This is a genomic window from Mangrovibacter phragmitis, from assembly GCF_040429585.1.
GTDB classification, from domain to species: Bacteria; Pseudomonadota; Gammaproteobacteria; order Enterobacterales; family Enterobacteriaceae; genus Mangrovibacter; species Mangrovibacter phragmitis.
In genome coordinates this window covers 2,286,426-2,303,333 of sequence record NZ_CP134782.1, presented here as the reverse complement: position 1 = coordinate 2,303,333, position 16,908 = coordinate 2,286,426, and the positions used below count along the sequence as shown (strand labels likewise).

The 16,908-nt window shown below is 54.8% G+C and carries 16 protein-coding genes; 11 read left to right on the top strand and 5 right to left on the bottom strand.

Annotation, left to right across the window (positions count from 1 at the left end; all coding sequences use genetic code 11):
* Positions 1 to 26 precede the first annotated feature (26 nt).
* On the bottom strand, positions 27 to 1,721 hold the full coding sequence (hutU, locus tag MPHASIOC01_RS11250) for a urocanate hydratase (RefSeq protein WP_064595511.1): 1,695 nt from the start codon (positions 1,719 to 1,721) through the stop codon (positions 27 to 29).
* A gap of 313 nt (positions 1,722 to 2,034) precedes the next feature.
* Here hutU and hutC point away from each other — a divergent pair, with 313 nt between their 5' ends.
* Complete coding sequence (gene hutC / locus MPHASIOC01_RS11245; protein WP_064594689.1) at positions 2,035 to 2,790, top strand: histidine utilization repressor; 756 nt, start codon at positions 2,035 to 2,037, stop codon at positions 2,788 to 2,790.
* Here hutC and MPHASIOC01_RS11240 read toward each other — a convergent pair.
* Positions 2,787 to 3,323: a HutD family protein gene (locus MPHASIOC01_RS11240; protein ID WP_064594687.1), complete on the bottom strand. Its 537-nt coding sequence runs from the start codon at positions 3,321 to 3,323 to the stop codon at positions 2,787 to 2,789. The genes hutC and MPHASIOC01_RS11240 overlap by 4 nt on opposite strands.
* Entirely contained in the window at positions 3,320 to 4,672 is a 1,353-nt protein-coding gene (locus MPHASIOC01_RS11235) for a formimidoylglutamate deiminase (RefSeq protein ID WP_353614631.1), read from the bottom strand. Before MPHASIOC01_RS11235 ends, MPHASIOC01_RS11240 begins: the two co-directional genes overlap by 4 nt.
* Positions 4,673 to 4,913: 241 nt before the next feature.
* Between MPHASIOC01_RS11235 and hutI the strand changes: the two genes are divergently transcribed.
* From hutI to hutH, 7 genes are all read left to right on the top strand, one after another.
* Positions 4,914 to 6,122, top strand: a complete 1,209-nt coding sequence (hutI, locus tag MPHASIOC01_RS11230; protein WP_064594683.1) for an imidazolonepropionase — start codon at positions 4,914 to 4,916, stop codon at positions 6,120 to 6,122.
* Positions 6,119 to 6,928, top strand: a complete 810-nt coding sequence (hutG, locus tag MPHASIOC01_RS11225) for an N-formylglutamate deformylase (RefSeq protein WP_064594681.1) — start codon at positions 6,119 to 6,121, stop codon at positions 6,926 to 6,928. The genes hutI and hutG overlap by 4 nt, the downstream gene beginning before the upstream one ends.
* 398 nt (positions 6,929 to 7,326) lie before the next feature.
* Positions 7,327 to 8,181 (top strand): transporter substrate-binding domain-containing protein, encoded by an 855-nt coding sequence (locus MPHASIOC01_RS11220; RefSeq protein ID WP_064594679.1) that lies wholly within the window; start codon positions 7,327 to 7,329, stop codon positions 8,179 to 8,181.
* Positions 8,182 to 8,194: 13 nt separating this feature from the next.
* A complete protein-coding gene (locus tag MPHASIOC01_RS11215; RefSeq protein ID WP_064594677.1) occupies positions 8,195 to 8,914 on the top strand; it encodes an ABC transporter permease in 720 nt (239 codons plus the stop codon).
* An 11-nt stretch (positions 8,915 to 8,925) separates the two neighbouring features.
* Positions 8,926 to 9,675, top strand: a complete 750-nt coding sequence (locus tag MPHASIOC01_RS11210; protein ID WP_353614630.1) for an ABC transporter permease subunit — start codon at positions 8,926 to 8,928, stop codon at positions 9,673 to 9,675.
* Positions 9,672 to 10,448: an ATP-binding cassette domain-containing protein gene (locus tag MPHASIOC01_RS11205; RefSeq protein ID WP_353614629.1), complete on the top strand. Its 777-nt coding sequence runs from the start codon at positions 9,672 to 9,674 to the stop codon at positions 10,446 to 10,448. Before MPHASIOC01_RS11210 ends, MPHASIOC01_RS11205 begins: the two co-directional genes overlap by 4 nt.
* 6 nt (positions 10,449 to 10,454) lie before the next feature.
* Entirely contained in the window at positions 10,455 to 11,960 is a 1,506-nt protein-coding gene (hutH, locus tag MPHASIOC01_RS11200) for a histidine ammonia-lyase (RefSeq protein ID WP_064594672.1), read from the top strand.
* A 110-nt stretch (positions 11,961 to 12,070) separates the two neighbouring features.
* On the opposite strand, the gene MPHASIOC01_RS11195 is transcribed toward hutH, so the two are convergent.
* Positions 12,071 to 12,538: a GFA family protein gene (locus MPHASIOC01_RS11195; RefSeq protein ID WP_353614628.1), complete on the bottom strand. Its 468-nt coding sequence runs from the start codon at positions 12,536 to 12,538 to the stop codon at positions 12,071 to 12,073.
* A 212-nt stretch (positions 12,539 to 12,750) separates the two neighbouring features.
* Here MPHASIOC01_RS11195 and fetA point away from each other — a divergent pair, with 212 nt between their 5' ends.
* A complete protein-coding gene (gene fetA / locus MPHASIOC01_RS11190; protein WP_353614627.1) occupies positions 12,751 to 13,431 on the top strand; it encodes an iron efflux ABC transporter ATP-binding subunit FetA in 681 nt (226 codons plus the stop codon).
* A complete protein-coding gene (fetB, locus tag MPHASIOC01_RS11185) occupies positions 13,418 to 14,209 on the top strand; it encodes an iron efflux ABC transporter permease subunit FetB (protein ID WP_064594666.1) in 792 nt (263 codons plus the stop codon). Before fetA ends, fetB begins: the two co-directional genes overlap by 14 nt.
* Here fetB and MPHASIOC01_RS11180 read toward each other — a convergent pair.
* On the bottom strand, positions 14,202 to 14,495 hold the full coding sequence (locus tag MPHASIOC01_RS11180; protein ID WP_036113737.1) for a helix-turn-helix transcriptional regulator: 294 nt from the start codon (positions 14,493 to 14,495) through the stop codon (positions 14,202 to 14,204). The two genes, fetB and MPHASIOC01_RS11180, sit on opposite strands and share 8 nt — an antisense overlap.
* 222 nt (positions 14,496 to 14,717) lie before the next feature.
* Here MPHASIOC01_RS11180 and fusA point away from each other — a divergent pair, with 222 nt between their 5' ends.
* A complete protein-coding gene (fusA, locus tag MPHASIOC01_RS11175) occupies positions 14,718 to 16,820 on the top strand; it encodes an elongation factor G (protein ID WP_353614626.1) in 2,103 nt (700 codons plus the stop codon).
* The last annotated feature ends 88 nt before the right edge of the window (positions 16,821 to 16,908 follow it).

The following is a 16,908-nucleotide window of genomic DNA, read 5'->3' as shown; positions in this document are numbered from 1 at the left end:
ATAGCGGGCAATTTAACGGGCGTGAATCACGCTTTTGGCAGAATACCCGGCAAGTCCAGCCCTTTTTCTTGTGCGCAGGCAATAGCTGTTTCATAACCGGCATCAGCATGGCGCATAACGCCAGTTGCCGGGTCGTTCCACAAGACGCGTGCCAGGCGCACATCAGCGGCTTCGCTACCATCGCACACAATTACCACCCCGGCATGTTGGGAGAAGCCCATACCCACGCCACCACCATGATGCAGGCTGACCCAGGTCGCGCCACCGGCAGTATTGAGTAATGCATTGAGTAACGGCCAGTCAGAAACCGCGTCTGAACCATCTTTCATGGATTCTGTTTCACGGTTAGGAGAAGCAACCGAGCCGCAATCCAGGTGGTCACGGCCAATCACGACTGGCGCTTTCAGTTCACCGTTACGCACCATCTCGTTAAACGCCAGGCCAGCAATATGGCGTTCACCCAGCCCCAGCCAGCAAATACGCGAAGGCAGCCCCTGGAAAGCAATACGCTCACGAGCCATATCCAGCCAGTTGTGCAGTGCGTGGTTGTCCGGGAACAGTTCTTTCAGTTTGGCATCGGTTTTATAGATATCTTCCGGGTCGCCAGACAGTGCCACCCAGCGGAAAGGCCCCTTGCCTTCACAGAACAGCGGGCGAATATAGGCCGGTACAAACCCCGGGAAATCAAAGGCGTTTGCCACCCCTTCGTCTTTGGCAACCTGGCGAATGTTATTACCGTAATCCACCGTAGGCACGCCCATATGCCAGAAATCGAGCATCGCTTTAACATGTTCTGCCATGGAAGCACGCGCGGCCTGCATCACTTTTTTCGGGTCAGTTTTGCGTAATTCTTCCCACTCTTCAACGGACCAGCCAACCGGCAAATAGCCATTGAGCGGGTCGTGTGCTGACGTCTGGTCGGTAACAATGTGCGGTTTCGGGCCACCGGCTTTGGCGCGTTTTACCAGCTCCGGCACAATTTCGGCCGCATTACCCAGCAGCGCAACCGAGATGGCGTCCCCTTTGGCCGTGGCGTCTTCAATCAACTTCAGGGCTTCATCCAGCGTGTAGGCTTTATGGTCGACATAACGGGTGCGCAGGCGGAAGTCAATACGTGATTCCTGGCACTCGATAGCCAGTACACAGGCTCCAGCCATCACCCCTGCCAGCGGTTGCGCGCCGCCCATGCCGCCAAGGCCCGCCGTCAGGATCCATTTACCGCGCAGGCTGCCGTTATAATGCTGGCGTGCGGCTTCGGCAAAGGTTTCATAGGTGCCCTGCACAATGCCCTGTGCGCCGATGTAAATCCACGAGCCAGCAGTCATTTGGCCGTACATCATCAGCCCGGCTTTATCCAGCTCCTGGAAGTGTTCCCAGTTTGCCCAGTGGGGAACCAGGTTACTGTTGGCAATCAGCACGCGGGGGGCATCGGTGTGAGTGCGAAAGATTCCCACCGGTTTGCCAGACTGCACCAGCAGCGTTTCGTCTGCTTTCAGGCGGCGCAGGCTGGCAAGAATTTCATCAAAACAATCCCAGTTACGGGCCGCTTTACCAATACCGCCATACACCACCAGGTCATCCGGGCGTTCAGCAACATCCGGGTCGAGGTTGTTCTGAATCATGCGATACGGTGCTTCAATCAGCCAGTTAGCGCAATGCAACTCAGTGCCCTTAGGGGCGTGGACCGGGCGGGCAACGGACTGACTGGTGGGTTTGCTCATATTCATTTCCTCTGTCTTGGTATCGCGTAATTGCCGCGGATAAATTTTGGTGTTAGCCATGTATAGTCTTGTATATACATCCTGGTAAAGTATTTAGCAAAAGCCACGCCAGCTTTTTTATTTCTCTGTGTTCAGCTTGTGACAAGGGCCGCAGCTTTCCCTCCTGTCTGGTGGCGAGTCAGGTTGCGCCACAATGATGCGCACTTGCACAGTAACGGGGCAGGAAGGGTATGTACCTACATTGTGTGGATGTATATACATCTTCAATAAAGGGGATTACACTCGTATCAACCGGACAATGCAGGGAACCGCTATGACAGAGCAAACCGCCGTATCACAACTGGTCAGTGCCATGGGTGACCAACCCGCGCCCATTTATCAGCGCGTGAAACAGGCGATTATCAGCCAGATTAACGAAGGGGCGTGGAAGCCGCGCCAGCGCGTGCCTTCTGAAAGTGAACTGGTCGCCCGGCTGGGAGTCAGCCGCATGACCATCAACCGTGCGCTGCGTGAACTGACCAGTGAAGGCTACCTGCTGCGTATGCAGGGCGTGGGGACATTTGTGGCCGAAATGAAAGGCTACACTGCCATGCTGGAAGTGCACAACATTGCCGAAGAAATTACTCAGCGCGGGCATCGCCACAGTTGCCGGGTGCTTGGCATGAGCGAAATTCAGGCAGACCCGGCTCAGGCGGCGGTCCTGGGCCTGGCAACCGGCCAGGCGATTTTCCATTCGGTAATTGTGCATTACGAAAACGATGTTCCGGTGCAAATGGAAGACCGCCTGGTCAACCCACTGGTGGCACCGGATTACCTGTCGCAAGATTTTATGGCGCTTACGCCCTACACTTATCTGATGCAGGTGGCCCCATTAACGGCAGGGGAACATATTGTTGAGGCGATAATGCCTGACACCGCACAGCGCGAGTTGCTGGAAATGAATGCGGCGGAACCCTGCCTGCTGATTCGCCGCCAGACCTGGAGTGATAACCGTGTGGTCACTTATGCCCGGTTATTGTACCCGGGTACACGCTACAAACTGCTGGGCCGGTTTAAAGGCCACGGTTAACCTTCCTCAATACGGCAAAACAGTAACTTTCCGCCCGCAGACACCGGGCGGATAGTGCTGTGCTCGTTGTGCCACCACGCACCCATTCCGGCAACCAGTTCGCTGCCATTTAACTGCCACTCGCCACTGAGCACCAGGCAAACACCGCTGTGGCTCTGTTGTGCGCTGTTTACCACTTCCACATGTGCGTTGCAGGCTCCACGCAGGGTCATAATATTAAAATCCTGGCTCTGCCCGGTGATGCGTGCCGTACAGGTGCTGTCGCCGGAAAAAGCCAGTGGAGTGTGTAACGCCAGGGGAATGTCTTTACCATCCACTGTCAGTGTCACACCCGTGCCCTCCAGCAGGGTAATTACCCGGTCAATACCGCTGAAGTGGGAAAATGGCCCGTCTTTATCCAGTGTGGCAATACTGGCCCGCCACAAAAAGTCGCTCCCTTCAGGGCCTGGGGTGGCGATAATTTCTCGGGTTTCCCCGCCACCATTGCGCCAGCGCGTTACGGGTAAGTTTTCAACCGACCACACCTGAATCATTGCAGTGCCTCCAGTGCGTTGCGAAACCGGGCTGCATAAATGGCTTCCTGCGGGTGTTGCCCGTTACGAATTACGGCCTGCCCGGCTACCCAGACATCACGAATCTCGCTACGTTGCCCGGCAAATAACCAGCGGCTTATCAGTTGGTCGTCCGGGCGGTTTTGCGGCCAGTAGTCGGCATTGAGGCACAGCCAGTCGGCGCGCATACCGGGTGCCAGCTGGCCCATTTGAACGCCACAGGCCTGTGCGCCACCCATAGCGGCCTGGGTGTAAAGCACATCTCCCACGCTGGGCGCGCCAGGCTGAGCCAGCCGGTTACGATGCTGGTCACGCAGGCGCTGGCTGTATTCCAGCAGGCGTAATTCTTCCAGCACACTGCGTGAAACCTGGCTGTCGGAACCAATCCCCCAGCGGCCCTGTTCTGCCAGCCAGTCCGTCGCCGGGAAAATACCATCGCCCAGGTTGGCTTCGGTGGTGGGGCAAAGCCCGGCAACAGCACCTGTAGCGGCGAGCCGGGTAATTTCCTGTTGGTCCAGGTGTGTGGCATGAACCAGGCACCAGCGTTTATCTACCGGCATATTCTCCAGTAACCAGGCGACCGGGCGCGCACCATAGCTTGCCAGACAGTCATTGACTTCTTTTTGCTGCTCAGCAATATGAATATGCACGGGGGCATCAGCCGGGGTATTGGCCAGAACTTGTGCCATGTCCTGTTGGGTTACGGCGCGCAGCGAATGGAAACACACGCCCTGGTTAAGCAGCGGGTTGCCCGCAGTCAGAGATGACAGGCGCTGGTATTGTTCCAGCCAGCTTTCCGTGCTCTGAATAAACCGCCGTTGCCCTTCAACCGGCGGCTGTGCGCCAAAACCAGCATAGCGGTAAAGTACTGGCAGCATAGTCTGCCCGATACCTGCCGTGGTGGCTGCCTGAATCAGTGCCCGTAGCATGTCGTCCTGTGGGTAAGGCGTGCCGTCGGGCTGGTGGTGCAGGTAATGAAACTCCGCAACCTGGGTATAACCTCCTTTCAGCATGTCGATGTACAACCAGGTGGCGACATCAGCCATCAGTTCCGGGGTCAGGCGGCCAACCAGGTGATACATGGCGTCGCGCCAGGTCCAGAAACTGTCCTGCGGGTTACCCGCCACCTCAGCATGCCCGGCCATGGCTGCCTGAAAAGCATGGGAGTGCAGGTTAGCCATACCCGGTACTACCAGCCCCTGTAACGGCGTGGCGCCATCACTGTGGCTGCCTGGTGTGACGGCGGTTATCCGCCCGGATTCTGTCTCAATGCGTACTGCCGTTCGCCAGCCCTCGGGCAACAATGCCCGTGCAGCATAAAAACTTGCCATGCTTGATCCCCTGTCTCTGTGGTTGTATATACATATACATACTTTGATTTGTGCTGTATACCCTTCATAGTTTAATTGCAGGCAGGTTGTTTGAGCCGGTTCAGTCTGTGCAGCGGTCGGGGAGCCCGTCCGGGCGCTGCCTTAATTCGTTATACATGGATTACGCACTGTTTTGCCGTTTGCCTGCACCCGAATTATGTTGAGTCACTATCATTCACACTCATCTGGAGGCGGCAAGACAATGTTGCAATGCGAAACGCTGTGGACCGGTGCGGACCTGGTCACGCTCAAAGACGGTAAGTACCACCTTATCAGGCAAGGGGCGATTGCGGTGGCAGGCGAGCGTATTGTCTGGGTGGGCGAAGAACGGGACGCAGGCCATTGCCAGCCACAGCACGTTAAACGGCTGAATGGCGGGATAATTACCCCCGGTCTGGTTGACTGCCATACTCACCTGGTATTTGGTGGTGATCGCAGTGGTGAGTTTGAAATGCGCCTTAATGGTGCCAGTTACGCTGAAATCGCCGCCAGCGGTGGGGGGATTATTTCCACGGTGAACGCCACGCGCCAGGCCAGTGAAGCAGAGTTACTTGCCACGGCTCGTGAGCGCCTGCGCTGCCTGCGCCAGGAAGGCGTTACCACACTGGAGATAAAATCTGGCTACGGGCTGGAAAGTGACAGTGAGTTACGCATGTTGCGGGTAATTCGCCAACTGGCGCAACTGGAGCCTGTCGATATCCAGGCGACGTTTCTTGCTGCTCATGCCGTTCCGCCGGAATACCAGAACAATGCGGATGGCTGGATTGATTACATTTGCCAGACCTTATTGCCTGCCGCGCACCGGGAAGGGCTGGTGGATGCTGTGGATGGTTTTTGTGAACATCTGGCATTCTCGCCGCAACAAATCACCCGGGTATTTAATACTGCCCGTGAACTGAACCTGCCAGTTAAATTGCACGCTGAACAACTCTCCTCGCTGGGCGGAAGCAGCCTGGCGGCCCGTTACCAGGCTATTTCTGCCGATCACCTGGAATATGCTACCGAAGACGACGTCATTGCCATGGCGCAAAGTGGCACTGTGGCGGTATTGTTGCCTGGCGCTTATTACATGCTGCGTGAAACCCAAATGCCACCGGTTGAGTTATTTCGCAAGCATGGCGTACCAATGGCGCTGGCGAGTGATTTAAACCCTGGCACATCGCCAGTGCTGTCGTTGCGCCTGATACTGAATATGGCCTGCACATTATTCCGCATGACCCCGGAAGAGGCGCTGGCGGGGGTTACTCTTTGGGGGGCAAAAGCGCTGGGCAGGGAACATGAGTGTGGGTCTCTGGAAGCCGGGAAACTGGCGAGTTTTGTTCACTGGCCAGTTAAGCAACCCGCTGAACTGGCTTACTGGCTTGGCGGGCAGTTACCCTGCCAGGTGGTTTACCGTGGAGAAAGTGTATGACACCCTGGTTATTTCATGAAGGATCCACTCCGCTGCTGATTAGCATGCCTCATGCCGGTACGTCGCTGACGCCGGAAGTTGAAGCCGGGCTGACAGACCGTGCCCGGTTATTACCCGATACCGACTGGCATATTCCGGCGCTCTATGCTTTTGCCAGCGCAATGGGGGCCAGTATTCTTCAGGCTAATTATTCACGTTTTGTGGTGGATTTGAATCGCCCGGCTGATGACACGCCGTTGTACCAGAGTGCCACCACTGGCCTGTTCCCGGATACGTTGTTCGATGGCGAGCCGGTATTTCGCCCGGGGCAGGAGCCAGATAAAGCGCACCGCGCGTGGTGCCTGGAGCAGGTGTGGCAGAGTTACCACCAGCAACTGGCCGATACGCTGGCTGCTATCAAAGCCCGTTTTGGCTATGCGCTGTTGTTTGACGCGCATTCTATTGCCTCGGTTATTCCCCGCCTGTTCGACGGGCGGCTGCCGGATTTGAATATTGGCACCAACCATGGCGCGAGTTGCGCACCTGCTGTCAGTGAGGCGCTGCGTGCGTGTTGTGAAGCCCAGTCGGCTTACACCTGGGTAATCAATGGCCGCTTCAAAGGTGGGCATATCACCCGCGCTTATGGCGACCCGGCTAACCATATTCATGCCGTGCAACTTGAACTGGCACAATGTAATTATATGGATGAAACCCCGCCATTCGCCTGGCAGGAAGAGCGTGCGGCCGCACTTCAGCAAGTACTGAAATCCCTGCTTGAAACTCTGGTTACCAGTGCGCGCGCAGTGGAAGAATCTCACGCCAGATAACCCCGCCTGTTGTTTGTCGCCCCACCACCAGTCTGGATGGTGGGGGCACACTTTTTTGCCCTGTTGTGCGCCATTTTTACTGCTTTGTTATGGTGCGGATGCGTTTCTTTGGTGCGTTTTTACCGGGTTGACTGGCAACCGGTGGTGCACCTTCACCTGGGAACCCGCGGTTTTTCAATGAAATAAGATGGTTTCTTCGAAGTGGCATATCAATTGCTAAGTTGTATGTACAAGTAAAGACACACTCAGGTGCGCATTAACCCAAGTGGTTATGAGTTAATGCCTTTTTTGTGTTTTTTCTTGTATATACATGTTTAGTCATTTGTGCCGGAAATTAAGGCACCAGCCCATTTCAGTTGTTACCGGCGTCAGCGACCCGGTTATTTCAGGAGCATCAGATGAACGTACTTTCTGTTTACCGTTTACTACTGAGTAGCGCGGCGCTTGCGGCACTACTTTCCGGCACGCCAGCAATGGCAAAAGAGTGGAAAACGATTACTGTCGCCACCGAAGGGAGTTATGAACCCTGGAATATGACGTTGCCGGGCGGGAAGCTCAGCGGTTTTGAGCCCGAACTGATGGCGGATTTATGCAAACGCATGGAAGTGACCTGCAAACTGAGCGTGCAGAACTGGGACGGGATGATTGCCGGGCTGCAGGCAGGGAAGTCCGATGTCATCATGGATTCCATTGTTATTACCCCGGAACGTAAAAAGATCATTGATTTTACGGTGCCTTACGCACAGACACCGGCCAGCTTCATTACCCTGAAAGGGAATCTGTTGCCAGAAGCCACCGGGGCAGATGCACTGATTAAACTGCACGACAATCCGGCAGAAATTAACCCGGCCATAGCCAGGCTGCGTGCGGCCCTGAAAGGCAAAACCATCGGAATTGCCTCCGGTACGGTCTACACGCCATTTATCGACAAATACTTCAAAGATATTGCCACGGTACGTGAATACAACAGTTCAGCAGACGCTATTCTCGATTTGCAGGCGGAACGTATTGATGCCGTGTTTGATGATGTCACGTTCGCCAACTCGATTATGGGTAAACCGGAAAACAAAGATCTCACCTTCAGTGGCCCGAAACTGGGTGGGCCAATTTGGGGTGAAGGGGAAGCGATGGGCGTGCGTAAAAGCGATACCGACCTGAAGGCGAAACTGGATACCGCAATCAAAGCCGCGCTTGCTGATGGCACGGTGAAAAAACTCAGTGAGAAATGGTTTAAAACGGACGTGACGCCGTAAGAGGGGCACAAACATGATGGCCTTATTAGGTTTTGGCGAAAATGGTTGGGGGCCGCTGATTGTAAGCGCTGCCTGCACGACCTTGTTGTTGTCGCTGGCAGCGCTGGTGGTTGGTGCGGTGGTGGGCAGTGGTGTTGCCGCCGCCAAGCTTTCACCCGTTAAGCTAATGCGTGTCGCCGGAGAAGGGTACTCGGTGGTGTTTCGTGGTATCCCCGAACTACTGATTCTCTACCTGTTTTATTTCGGCGGCTCGGGCGTTGTGACCTGGGCGGGCCATCTGTTTGGTGCCAGCGGTTTTATTGAAGTTCCGCCTTTTTTGATTGGTGCACTGGCAATTGGCCTGATTTCTGGCTCGTATCAGGGGGAAGTGTTCCGTGCTGCGCGCCTCGCCGTGTCCCACGGTGATATTGAAGCCGCGCAGGCCATGGGCATGCTGCCCTGGTGTATTCGCCGCCGCATTGTTGCACCGCAAATTATCCGTTATGCCTTACCGGCTATGTCCAATATTTGGCAAATGACCCTGAAAGATTCCGCGCTGATTTCAGTGACCGGGGTGGTTGAGCTGATGCGGGCAAGCCAGGTGGCGGCAGGTTCCACACACCACTATTTCACTTTCTACCTGGTGGGTGGCGGCTGTTACCTGGTGTTGACGGTGTTATCCAACAGCGCGTTTAAACGGGCTGAACAGCGCATGGGGCGTGGCTGGCAAGGCCATGGCGCCGCACAGTATTAACGGGAGTGGCGATGATTGATTTTGCGTTTCTCAGCGAAACCTTTGTGCAACTGCTGGGGGCTTTACCGGTCACCCTGGGGTTGTTTTTCAGTTCACTGGCAGTAGGCGGCTGCCTGGCACTGGTAGTGCTTGCCATGCGGATGAGCCGCTTTTGGCTGTTTAGCGGGTTCGCCCGGCTGTACATTCTGGTGTTTCGTGGCTCCCCATTGCTCATCCAGTTGTTTCTTATTTATTACGGCCTGGGCCAGTTCAGCGCAGTACGCCACAGTTTTGTCTGGCCGGTTCTGCGTGAACCTTTTACCTGTGCCGTGCTGGCGCTGGCATTGTGTACCGCCTCTTATACAGCGGAAATTCTGCGTGGCGCATTGCTGGCAGTTCCCCCCGGGCAGGTTGAAGCGGGGAAAGCCTGTGGCATGTCGCACTGGCTGTTATTTCGCCGGGTAATTGGGCCAGTGATGCTGCGTTATGCATTACCTGCCTGGTCTACAGAAGCGATTTTACTGGTGAAATCCACTGCGCTGGCAAGCCTTGTTACGGTGTGGGATGTCACTGGCGTGGCTCAGCAAATAATTCAGCGCACCTACCGAACCATGGAGGTGTTTGTTTGTGCTGCGTTGATTTACCTGATTCTGAATTTCCTGATAGTGCAAATTTGGCGTGCGCTGGAAAACGCCCTCACACCGAATTTTCGTCGGGCTCAGGCGCGGGCTGCGGCCAATGCACCTGCCGGGCTGAACAGCAGTAAGGGAGAAAAATCATGACCGCCATCCAGCAGCCGGTACTGGCTGTGCAGAATATCCGCAAGTCATTCGGCGACCATGCTGTTTTAAAAAGCATTTCACTGTCTGCCAACAAAGGCGATGTTATTTCCGTTCTGGGTGCCAGCGGGTCCGGTAAAAGTACTTTTTTGCGTTGCATTAATTTGCTGGAAGTACCTGATGCCGGTGAAATTCAGGTTGCCGGGGAAACCATTATTGTCGATGCCAAAGCACACCGGCACGGGCACTCTGCCAGCCGTCGCCAAATTGAGCAGTTACGTGCCCGGGTTGCCATGGTGTTTCAGAGCTTTAACTTGTGGTCGCACCGCACTGTGCTGGAAAACGTCATGGAAGGCCCGCGCTATGTGCTGAAACGCCCGCTGGCGGAGTGTAAAGCGCAGGCTGAACATTTGCTCAACCAGGTGGGTCTGTACGCCCGCAAAGATTACTACCCGGAACAACTCTCTGGTGGTCAGCAACAACGGGTGGCCATCGCCCGTGCGCTGGCAATGGATCCGGAAGTGATTTTGTTTGATGAACCTACCTCGGCACTGGATCCGGAACTGGTGGGCGAAGTGCTCAATGTCATGCGTGCTCTGGCCGATGAAGGGCGCACCATGCTGGTCGTAACCCACGAAATGGGCTTCGCGCGCAATGTGGCAAACCGGGTGGTGTTTATGCATGAAGGCAATATTGAGTGCGAAGGAGACCCGGATACGCTGTTTACCCGGCATGTCAGCCCGCGTTTTGACCAGTTTATTTCCCGAATGGGGTAAAGATTAATGAGTGAAATAAGAGAGTGGGGCGACACACCTGCCACCTGGCAGGACGTGGTTGCCGTAGCACAGCATGGTGCGCAACTGCAGTTAAGTGAAGCAGCATGGCAGCGCATGCAAAATGCCCGGCAAATCGTGGAAGAAATTGTCGCCAGCGGCCAGCCCGCTTACGGGATTAATACCGGGCTGGGAGCGTTATGCAATGTGATTTTACCGCCAGAGGCATTAAGCCAGTTGTCGCGTAACACGCTGATGAGCCACGCTTGTGGTGTCGGGCCGTTACTTAGTGTGGTGCAGACCCGGGCCATTATGTGTGCAGCAGTGGCCAACTACAGCCTGGGGTATTCCGGTATTTCTCCCCATGTTGTCCGGGCGTTGCTGGCATTTATCAATCAGGGCATTACCCCGGAAGTGCCTTCCCAGGGTTCTGTCGGGTATTTGACCCATATGGCGCATATTGGTCTGGCCCTGACGGGCATGGGCTTTGTGAACTGGCAAGGGAAACGCTGGCTGGCCTGCGATGCGCTGGCAGAGCAGGGTATTGATGCGGTGAACCCGGGGGCGAAAGATGGCCTGTGCCTGGTGAATGGCACACCCTGCATGACAGGGCTGAGTTGCCTGGCGTTGGGTGAAGCGAAACAGTTAATGGACTGGGCCGATGTCACCGGGGCCATGAGCATAGAAGCATTGAAGGGCCAACTGGCAGCGTTCGATGAACGTGTGCTGGCGCTGAAATCCAGCCCGGATGTCAGTGCCACTGGCCAGCGGTTACGTGCAATGCTTCATGGAAGTGCCTGGCTGGCTGAAAACCAGGGGGTACGTACCCAGGATGCACTCAGTTTGCGCTCTGTTCCGCAAATTCATGGTGCCTGCCGTGCGCAGTGGCGTCATGTGGAAACTCAGGTGAATCAGGAACTCAATGCCGCAACCGACAACCCGTTGGTGCTGGGCGAACCAGGTAACTGGCAGGTAGTTTCTCAGGCGAACCCACATGGTGAATCGGTGGCGATGGCCGCAGATTTGCTGGCAATTGCGCTGGCGGAGACCGGCAGTGTGGCAGAGCGCCGCCTTGACCGGCTGATTAACCCACTGGTTAGTGAACTACCTCCTTTTCTGGTGGCAAAACCCGGGGTTAACTCTGGCATGATGATAGCCCAGTATGTGGCGGCATCTCTGTGTGGCGAGAACCGGCGGCTGGCACAACCCGCAGTGCTGGATAATTACATTACCTCGGGTTTACAGGAGGACCACCTGAGTATGGGCACCAGTGCGGCACTCAAGCTCCTGCAGGTGTGCGATAACACCTGGCAGATTCTGGGCATTGAATATTTGCTGGCAGCGCAGGCGCTGGAGTTGATTGGTACCTCCCGCCTGGCTCCGGGTACGGTTCAGGCCGTTACACTGCTGCGCCGCGAAGTAGCCTTTTGGGTTGAGGACCGGTGGCTGGCACCAGAAATGAAAAAGACCGTGCAAATAATGCGTAATACTCCCGCCGAAAATATTGCCTGTTAATATTAAAAAATTACCCAACCAACCTGGCTTATAACGGCCAGCACAACAGGCTGAACAATAAACAACATACTGCCGCAGACACCTGCGGCAGCCATGCGGACTCACATTGCTTATGCCTGCGCCTGAACATGTTGCGCGTAGGCCTGTAGCAGGCCTTTAAATGAGGTTGGTGGTGGAAACTCCGGGAAGCTGTGTACCGCCGGAGTCTTCGCCCAGGGGAGTTTTTCGCGGGTCCAGGTTTCAATGAAAGGTGTTGACCACGCAAGATTGGCAAACAGAGTGGGGCGGACATTCACAAAAGGCAAACTGTCGTTTAACCGGGTGAACAGCCATGTCATGCAGTACGGGCAGAAAAAGTGCCGCGCGTCTTCACCATGAAGCCCGCCAATAACAGGCTCCCCACGGGTCACAGAGAATGCATCTCGTGGAATAGCGGCCGTCAGAGAATAAGCGCTGGCGCTCATTTTCTGGCAGCCACTGCAATGACACGCCATAGTCAGTATCGGCGGAGCATCAATACGCATGGCGATTTTACCGCACCGGCATTCGCCCTCTGCAGGCAAAAGATCTTTATTCACCGCATATCCTCCCGGCTTTCTTAAAATGAAATCAACAGTGTGCGCTGTTGATGGTGGCGTGTGGGGCAGTGAAGCCCGCGACTCCACCATCGCGCGATAACTATAGCAAGGATTTCCCCTGCTTTTGTCATAAAACGGGTTCAATAACGCCAGAGATTTTGCTTCATACCACGGGTATACTGATGAAAAACATCAGTAAAAACAGGTGAAAAATGGCGTCTTCTCCTTTATTGGCGGTGCAGCATGTCAGTTATCAGTCCGGTAGTCAGTCTATTCTGGACGACGTTTCCCTTGCGGTGCAGGCGGGTGAATGCCGCCTGATTACCGGCCCTTCCGGGTGCGGCAAGAGCACTTTATTGAAAATCATTGGTGGCTTACTCATGCCCGATAGCGGCACGCTGGTACTGAACGGGCGCGCCAGTGACGCATTTACGCCGGAAGCCTGGCGCCAGGCGGTGGGGTATTGCACCCAAACCCCGGCTCTGTTTGGCGACACGGTGTATGACAACCTGGCGTTTCCCTGGGTTTTGCGCCAGAAAAAGCCGGATAAAGCCCGTTTACGCGCCGACCTGGCAACAGTAAACCTGGCGGACGATACCCTGGAAAAATCAATACAGTCGTTATCTGGTGGGGAAAAGCAGCGTGTTTCTCTGATTCGTAACCTGCAATTTTTGCCACAGGTATTACTGCTGGACGAAATTACCAGCGCACTGGATGAAGAGAACAAACAAACAGTACATAAGCTGATTGCCGGGTTGGTAAAAGAACAACACCTGGGCGTGTTATGGGTGACGCACGACACCAGCGAACTGCGTGAACTGGGCGATGTAATTACGTTGCCGGCACGCCTTAAGGAACAGAGCGAACAGGAGGGATGCCATGAATCAGCATAACATCACCAATGAATCGCTGGCGCTGTCTTTGGTGCTGGTGGTGGTCGCAATAGTCATCAGTAACAGAGAAAAGCTGGGGCTGGAGCGGGATATTGTGTGGAGCATTGCCCGGGCTATTGTGCAACTGGTAGCCGTTGGCTATGTGCTGAAATACATATTTGATGTCAACCACGCACTGCTGACGGTACTGATGGTGTTATTTATCTGCCTGAATGCGGCGTGGAATGCCAAAAAGCGCAGTAAATATATTGATAAGGCCTTTGTCATTTCGTTCGTGGCCATTACCAGTGGGGCAGTGCTGACGCTCAGTGTGCTGGTGTTTACCGGGTCGATTGCCTTTGTGCCCATGCAGGTTATTCCGATTTCCGGGATGATTGCCGGTAACGCGATGGTGGCGGTGGGGTTATGCTACAACAACCTCGGCCAGCGGTTCTCTTCAGAACAACAGCGGATTCAGGAAATGCTCAGCCTGGGCGCGACCCCGAAACAGGCGTCGGCGCAATTAATTCGCGACAGTATTCGTGCCGCGCTGATTCCAACGGTGGATTCAGCAAAAACGGTGGGGCTGGTGAGCTTGCCTGGTATGATGTCCGGGCTGATTTTCGCCGGTATTGACCCGGTAAAAGCAATTAAATACCAGATAATGGTGACATTTATGCTGCTATCGACAGCGAGTCTCTCAACTATTCTTGCCGGGTACCTGGCATACCGCCGCTTCTACAATGAACGCCATCAGTTGCAGGTGCGGGTTCAGGGGGCAAAACCTGCAGTTAAATAATTTTCAGTAGTGTTTCCAGTAAGCCGGGAAACAGCGCATCCAGGTCTTCCCGGCGCAATGAAATCAAATTTTCCCGCCCTTGTGGGCGCTGCCAGATAATGCCGCTGTCGCGCAGTACGCGCCAGTGGTGAGTCATAGTGGATTTCGCCACATCACGCCGCAGTGTGCCGCAGGCTTGTTCACCCTGTTCAGCAAGGCTTTTCACGACATCAAGACGGATAGGGTTGCCCAGCGCCAGCAGGACATTTTCAAGGCGAATTTGTTCTCGTTCGGGATGGTGCTTCATAGGCTTCCTGTGGTCTGTTACCCGCCGCGAGCGGCGAGGGCGTAATATACCTGAACACCCTGTCTCTTGCTATGTATGCAGGGTGGTGAGTTTTGACAAATAACAACAATGATAATAATAGTTCGATTATACTCGTACAGTTGTACTATGATGTGTTTCATTGATGAAGCGCAGAAAATGGTTTCTGCGCGAAAAACTGGTCTTACAGACTAAGGACGCATTATGCCCCGACCCATCCCCCTCGAACGTTATCGCAATATTGGTATCTCGGCTCATATTGATGCCGGTAAAACCACTACCACGGAACGTATCCTGTTTTACACTGGCCTGAGCCATAAACTGGGCGAAGTTCATGATGGCGCGGCAACAACCGACTGGATGGCCCAGGAGCAGGAACGTGGAATCACCATTACATCGGCTGCTGTTACCTGCTTTTGGCCGGGTATGGACCACAATTTCGAGCCACACCATATTACGATTATCGACACCCCAGGCCATGTGGATTTCACCATAGAGGTGGAGCGTTCCATGCGCGTGCTGGATGGTGCCGTTATGGTGTATGACGCCGTGGGCGGGGTGCAGCCCCAGTCTGAAACTGTGTGGCGCCAGGCGAATAAATACCATGTGCCGCGCATTGCGTTTGTTAACAAAATGGACCGCCAGGGTGCTGATTTTCTGCGTGTAGTGCAAATGATGAAAGACCGCCTGCATGCTAACCCGGTGCCGGTTACGTTACCCATTGGCAGTGAAGAGCGCTTCACCGGCGTGGTGGACTTAATCAAGATGCACGCAGTGTACTGGGATGAAGAAAGCCAGGGGATGACGTTCCGTTATGAACCCATTCCAGAGGAGCTTAAGGCGTTAGCCGGTGAGTGGCGGGAAAACCTGTTGGCAGCGGCGGCTGAAGCCAGTGAAACCTTGATGGACAGCTACCTGGAAAGCGGTGAGTTACCTGAACAGGCTATTTTCGATGGCCTGCGTGCCCGCACTATTGCCAGTGAAATTCAGCCGGTATTGTGTGGTAGCGCGTTTAAAAATAAAGGTGTGCAACTGCTGCTTGATGCAGTGGTGACATTAATGCCGTCGCCGCTGGATATTCCGCCAGTGAGTGGGCTGGATGAGCAGGAAAAAACGGTAACCCGTGCCGCCGATGAAAATGCGCCATTCTCTGCACTGGCCTTTAAGCTGATGACCGACCCGTATGTGGGGCAGTTAACCTTTATCCGGGTGTATTCCGGTACGCTGCATAAAGGCGACCAGGTGTACATTCCGGGGACTGGCAAAAAAGAGCGTATTGGCCGTGTTGTGCAAATGCATGCCAATAACCGCCATGAGGTGGATGTGCTGTATGCCGGTGATATTGCTGCCTGTGTGGGCCTGAAAGATGTCACCACCGGGGAAACACTGTGTGACCCGGCCGCGGTACTTACTCTGGAGCGCATGGTGTTCCCGGAACCGGTTATTTCACTGGCAATTGAGCCGAAAACCCGTGACGACCAGGAAAAAATGAGCCTGGCGTTACAGCGGCTGGCGGCAGAAGACCCGTCATTCCGGTTACGGACAGATGAAGAATCTGGCCAGACGATTATCTCCGGCATGGGTGAGTTGCACCTGGATATTATCGTCGACCGCATGAAACGTGAGTTTGGTGTGGAAGCCCGAATTGGCCGCCCGCAGGTCACTTACCGTGAAACGCTGCGTAAAGCGGTAAGCGATGTGGAAGGTAAATTTATTCGCCAGTCTGGTGGTAAAGGGCAGTACGGCCATGTAGTTATCAGCGTTGAGCCTCAGGAACCTGGCGCGGGTTTTGCCTTTGCCGATGCCACCAAAGGCGGTGTGGTGCCGAAAGAGTACATTCCTTCTGTGGAAAAAGGTATTCGTGATGCACTGGCAACCGGTGTGGTGGCAGGTTACCCGGTGGTGGATGTAAAAGCCACGCTGACCTTTGGTTCTTACCACGAGGTGGACTCCTCGGAAATGGCATTTCGCATGGCGGGTAGTATGGCGTTTCGCGAAGCCGCCCGCCGTGCATCGCCAGTGTTACTGGAGCCAGTGATGCATGTGGAAGTGGAAACACCGGAAGAGTATGCCGGTAACGTGATGGGGGATTTGTCATCACGCCGCGGCCTGGTTCAGGGGATGGAAGAGCTGGTTGGGAGCCGCATTGTCCGGGCGGATGTGCCGCTATCGGAGATGTTCGGTTATTCAACTATTCTGCGTTCCATGACTCAGGGGCGCGCCACGTTCAGTATGGAGTTTCACCATTATGCCGAGGCGCCGGATAATGTGGCGCAGGAGGTTGTAGCGGTGCGGGGTAAAAAGTAAGGGGTTGTTTAGGTTCACCTGAAGTGTGGTTGTTTCCGTTCACTTCCAGTGTCGTGGTAAATGTGGCTGCACAGCCTGTGAACGGGCT

Excerpts from the sequence above, each read along its gene's own strand:
- hutU (WP_064595511.1), bottom strand. The coding sequence starts at position 1,721 with ATGAGCAAACCCACCAGTCAGTCCGTTGCCCGCCCGGTCCACGCCCCT.
- hutC (WP_064594689.1), top strand. The coding sequence starts at position 2,035 with ATGACAGAGCAAACCGCCGTATCACAACTGGTCAGTGCCATGGGTGAC.
- MPHASIOC01_RS11240 (WP_064594687.1), bottom strand. The coding sequence starts at position 3,323 with ATGATTCAGGTGTGGTCGGTTGAAAACTTACCCGTAACGCGCTGGCGC.
- MPHASIOC01_RS11235 (WP_353614631.1), bottom strand. The coding sequence starts at position 4,672 with ATGGCAAGTTTTTATGCTGCACGGGCATTGTTGCCCGAGGGCTGGCGA.
- hutI (WP_064594683.1), top strand. The coding sequence starts at position 4,914 with ATGTTGCAATGCGAAACGCTGTGGACCGGTGCGGACCTGGTCACGCTC.
- hutG (WP_064594681.1), top strand. The coding sequence starts at position 6,119 with ATGACACCCTGGTTATTTCATGAAGGATCCACTCCGCTGCTGATTAGC.
- MPHASIOC01_RS11220 (WP_064594679.1), top strand. The coding sequence starts at position 7,327 with ATGAACGTACTTTCTGTTTACCGTTTACTACTGAGTAGCGCGGCGCTT.
- MPHASIOC01_RS11215 (WP_064594677.1), top strand. The coding sequence starts at position 8,195 with ATGATGGCCTTATTAGGTTTTGGCGAAAATGGTTGGGGGCCGCTGATT.
- MPHASIOC01_RS11210 (WP_353614630.1), top strand. The coding sequence starts at position 8,926 with ATGATTGATTTTGCGTTTCTCAGCGAAACCTTTGTGCAACTGCTGGGG.
- MPHASIOC01_RS11205 (WP_353614629.1), top strand. The coding sequence starts at position 9,672 with ATGACCGCCATCCAGCAGCCGGTACTGGCTGTGCAGAATATCCGCAAG.
- hutH (WP_064594672.1), top strand. The coding sequence starts at position 10,455 with ATGAGTGAAATAAGAGAGTGGGGCGACACACCTGCCACCTGGCAGGAC.
- fetA (WP_353614627.1), top strand. The coding sequence starts at position 12,751 with ATGGCGTCTTCTCCTTTATTGGCGGTGCAGCATGTCAGTTATCAGTCC.
- fetB (WP_064594666.1), top strand. The coding sequence starts at position 13,418 with ATGAATCAGCATAACATCACCAATGAATCGCTGGCGCTGTCTTTGGTG.
- MPHASIOC01_RS11180 (WP_036113737.1), bottom strand. The coding sequence starts at position 14,495 with ATGAAGCACCATCCCGAACGAGAACAAATTCGCCTTGAAAATGTCCTG.
- fusA (WP_353614626.1), top strand. The coding sequence starts at position 14,718 with ATGCCCCGACCCATCCCCCTCGAACGTTATCGCAATATTGGTATCTCG.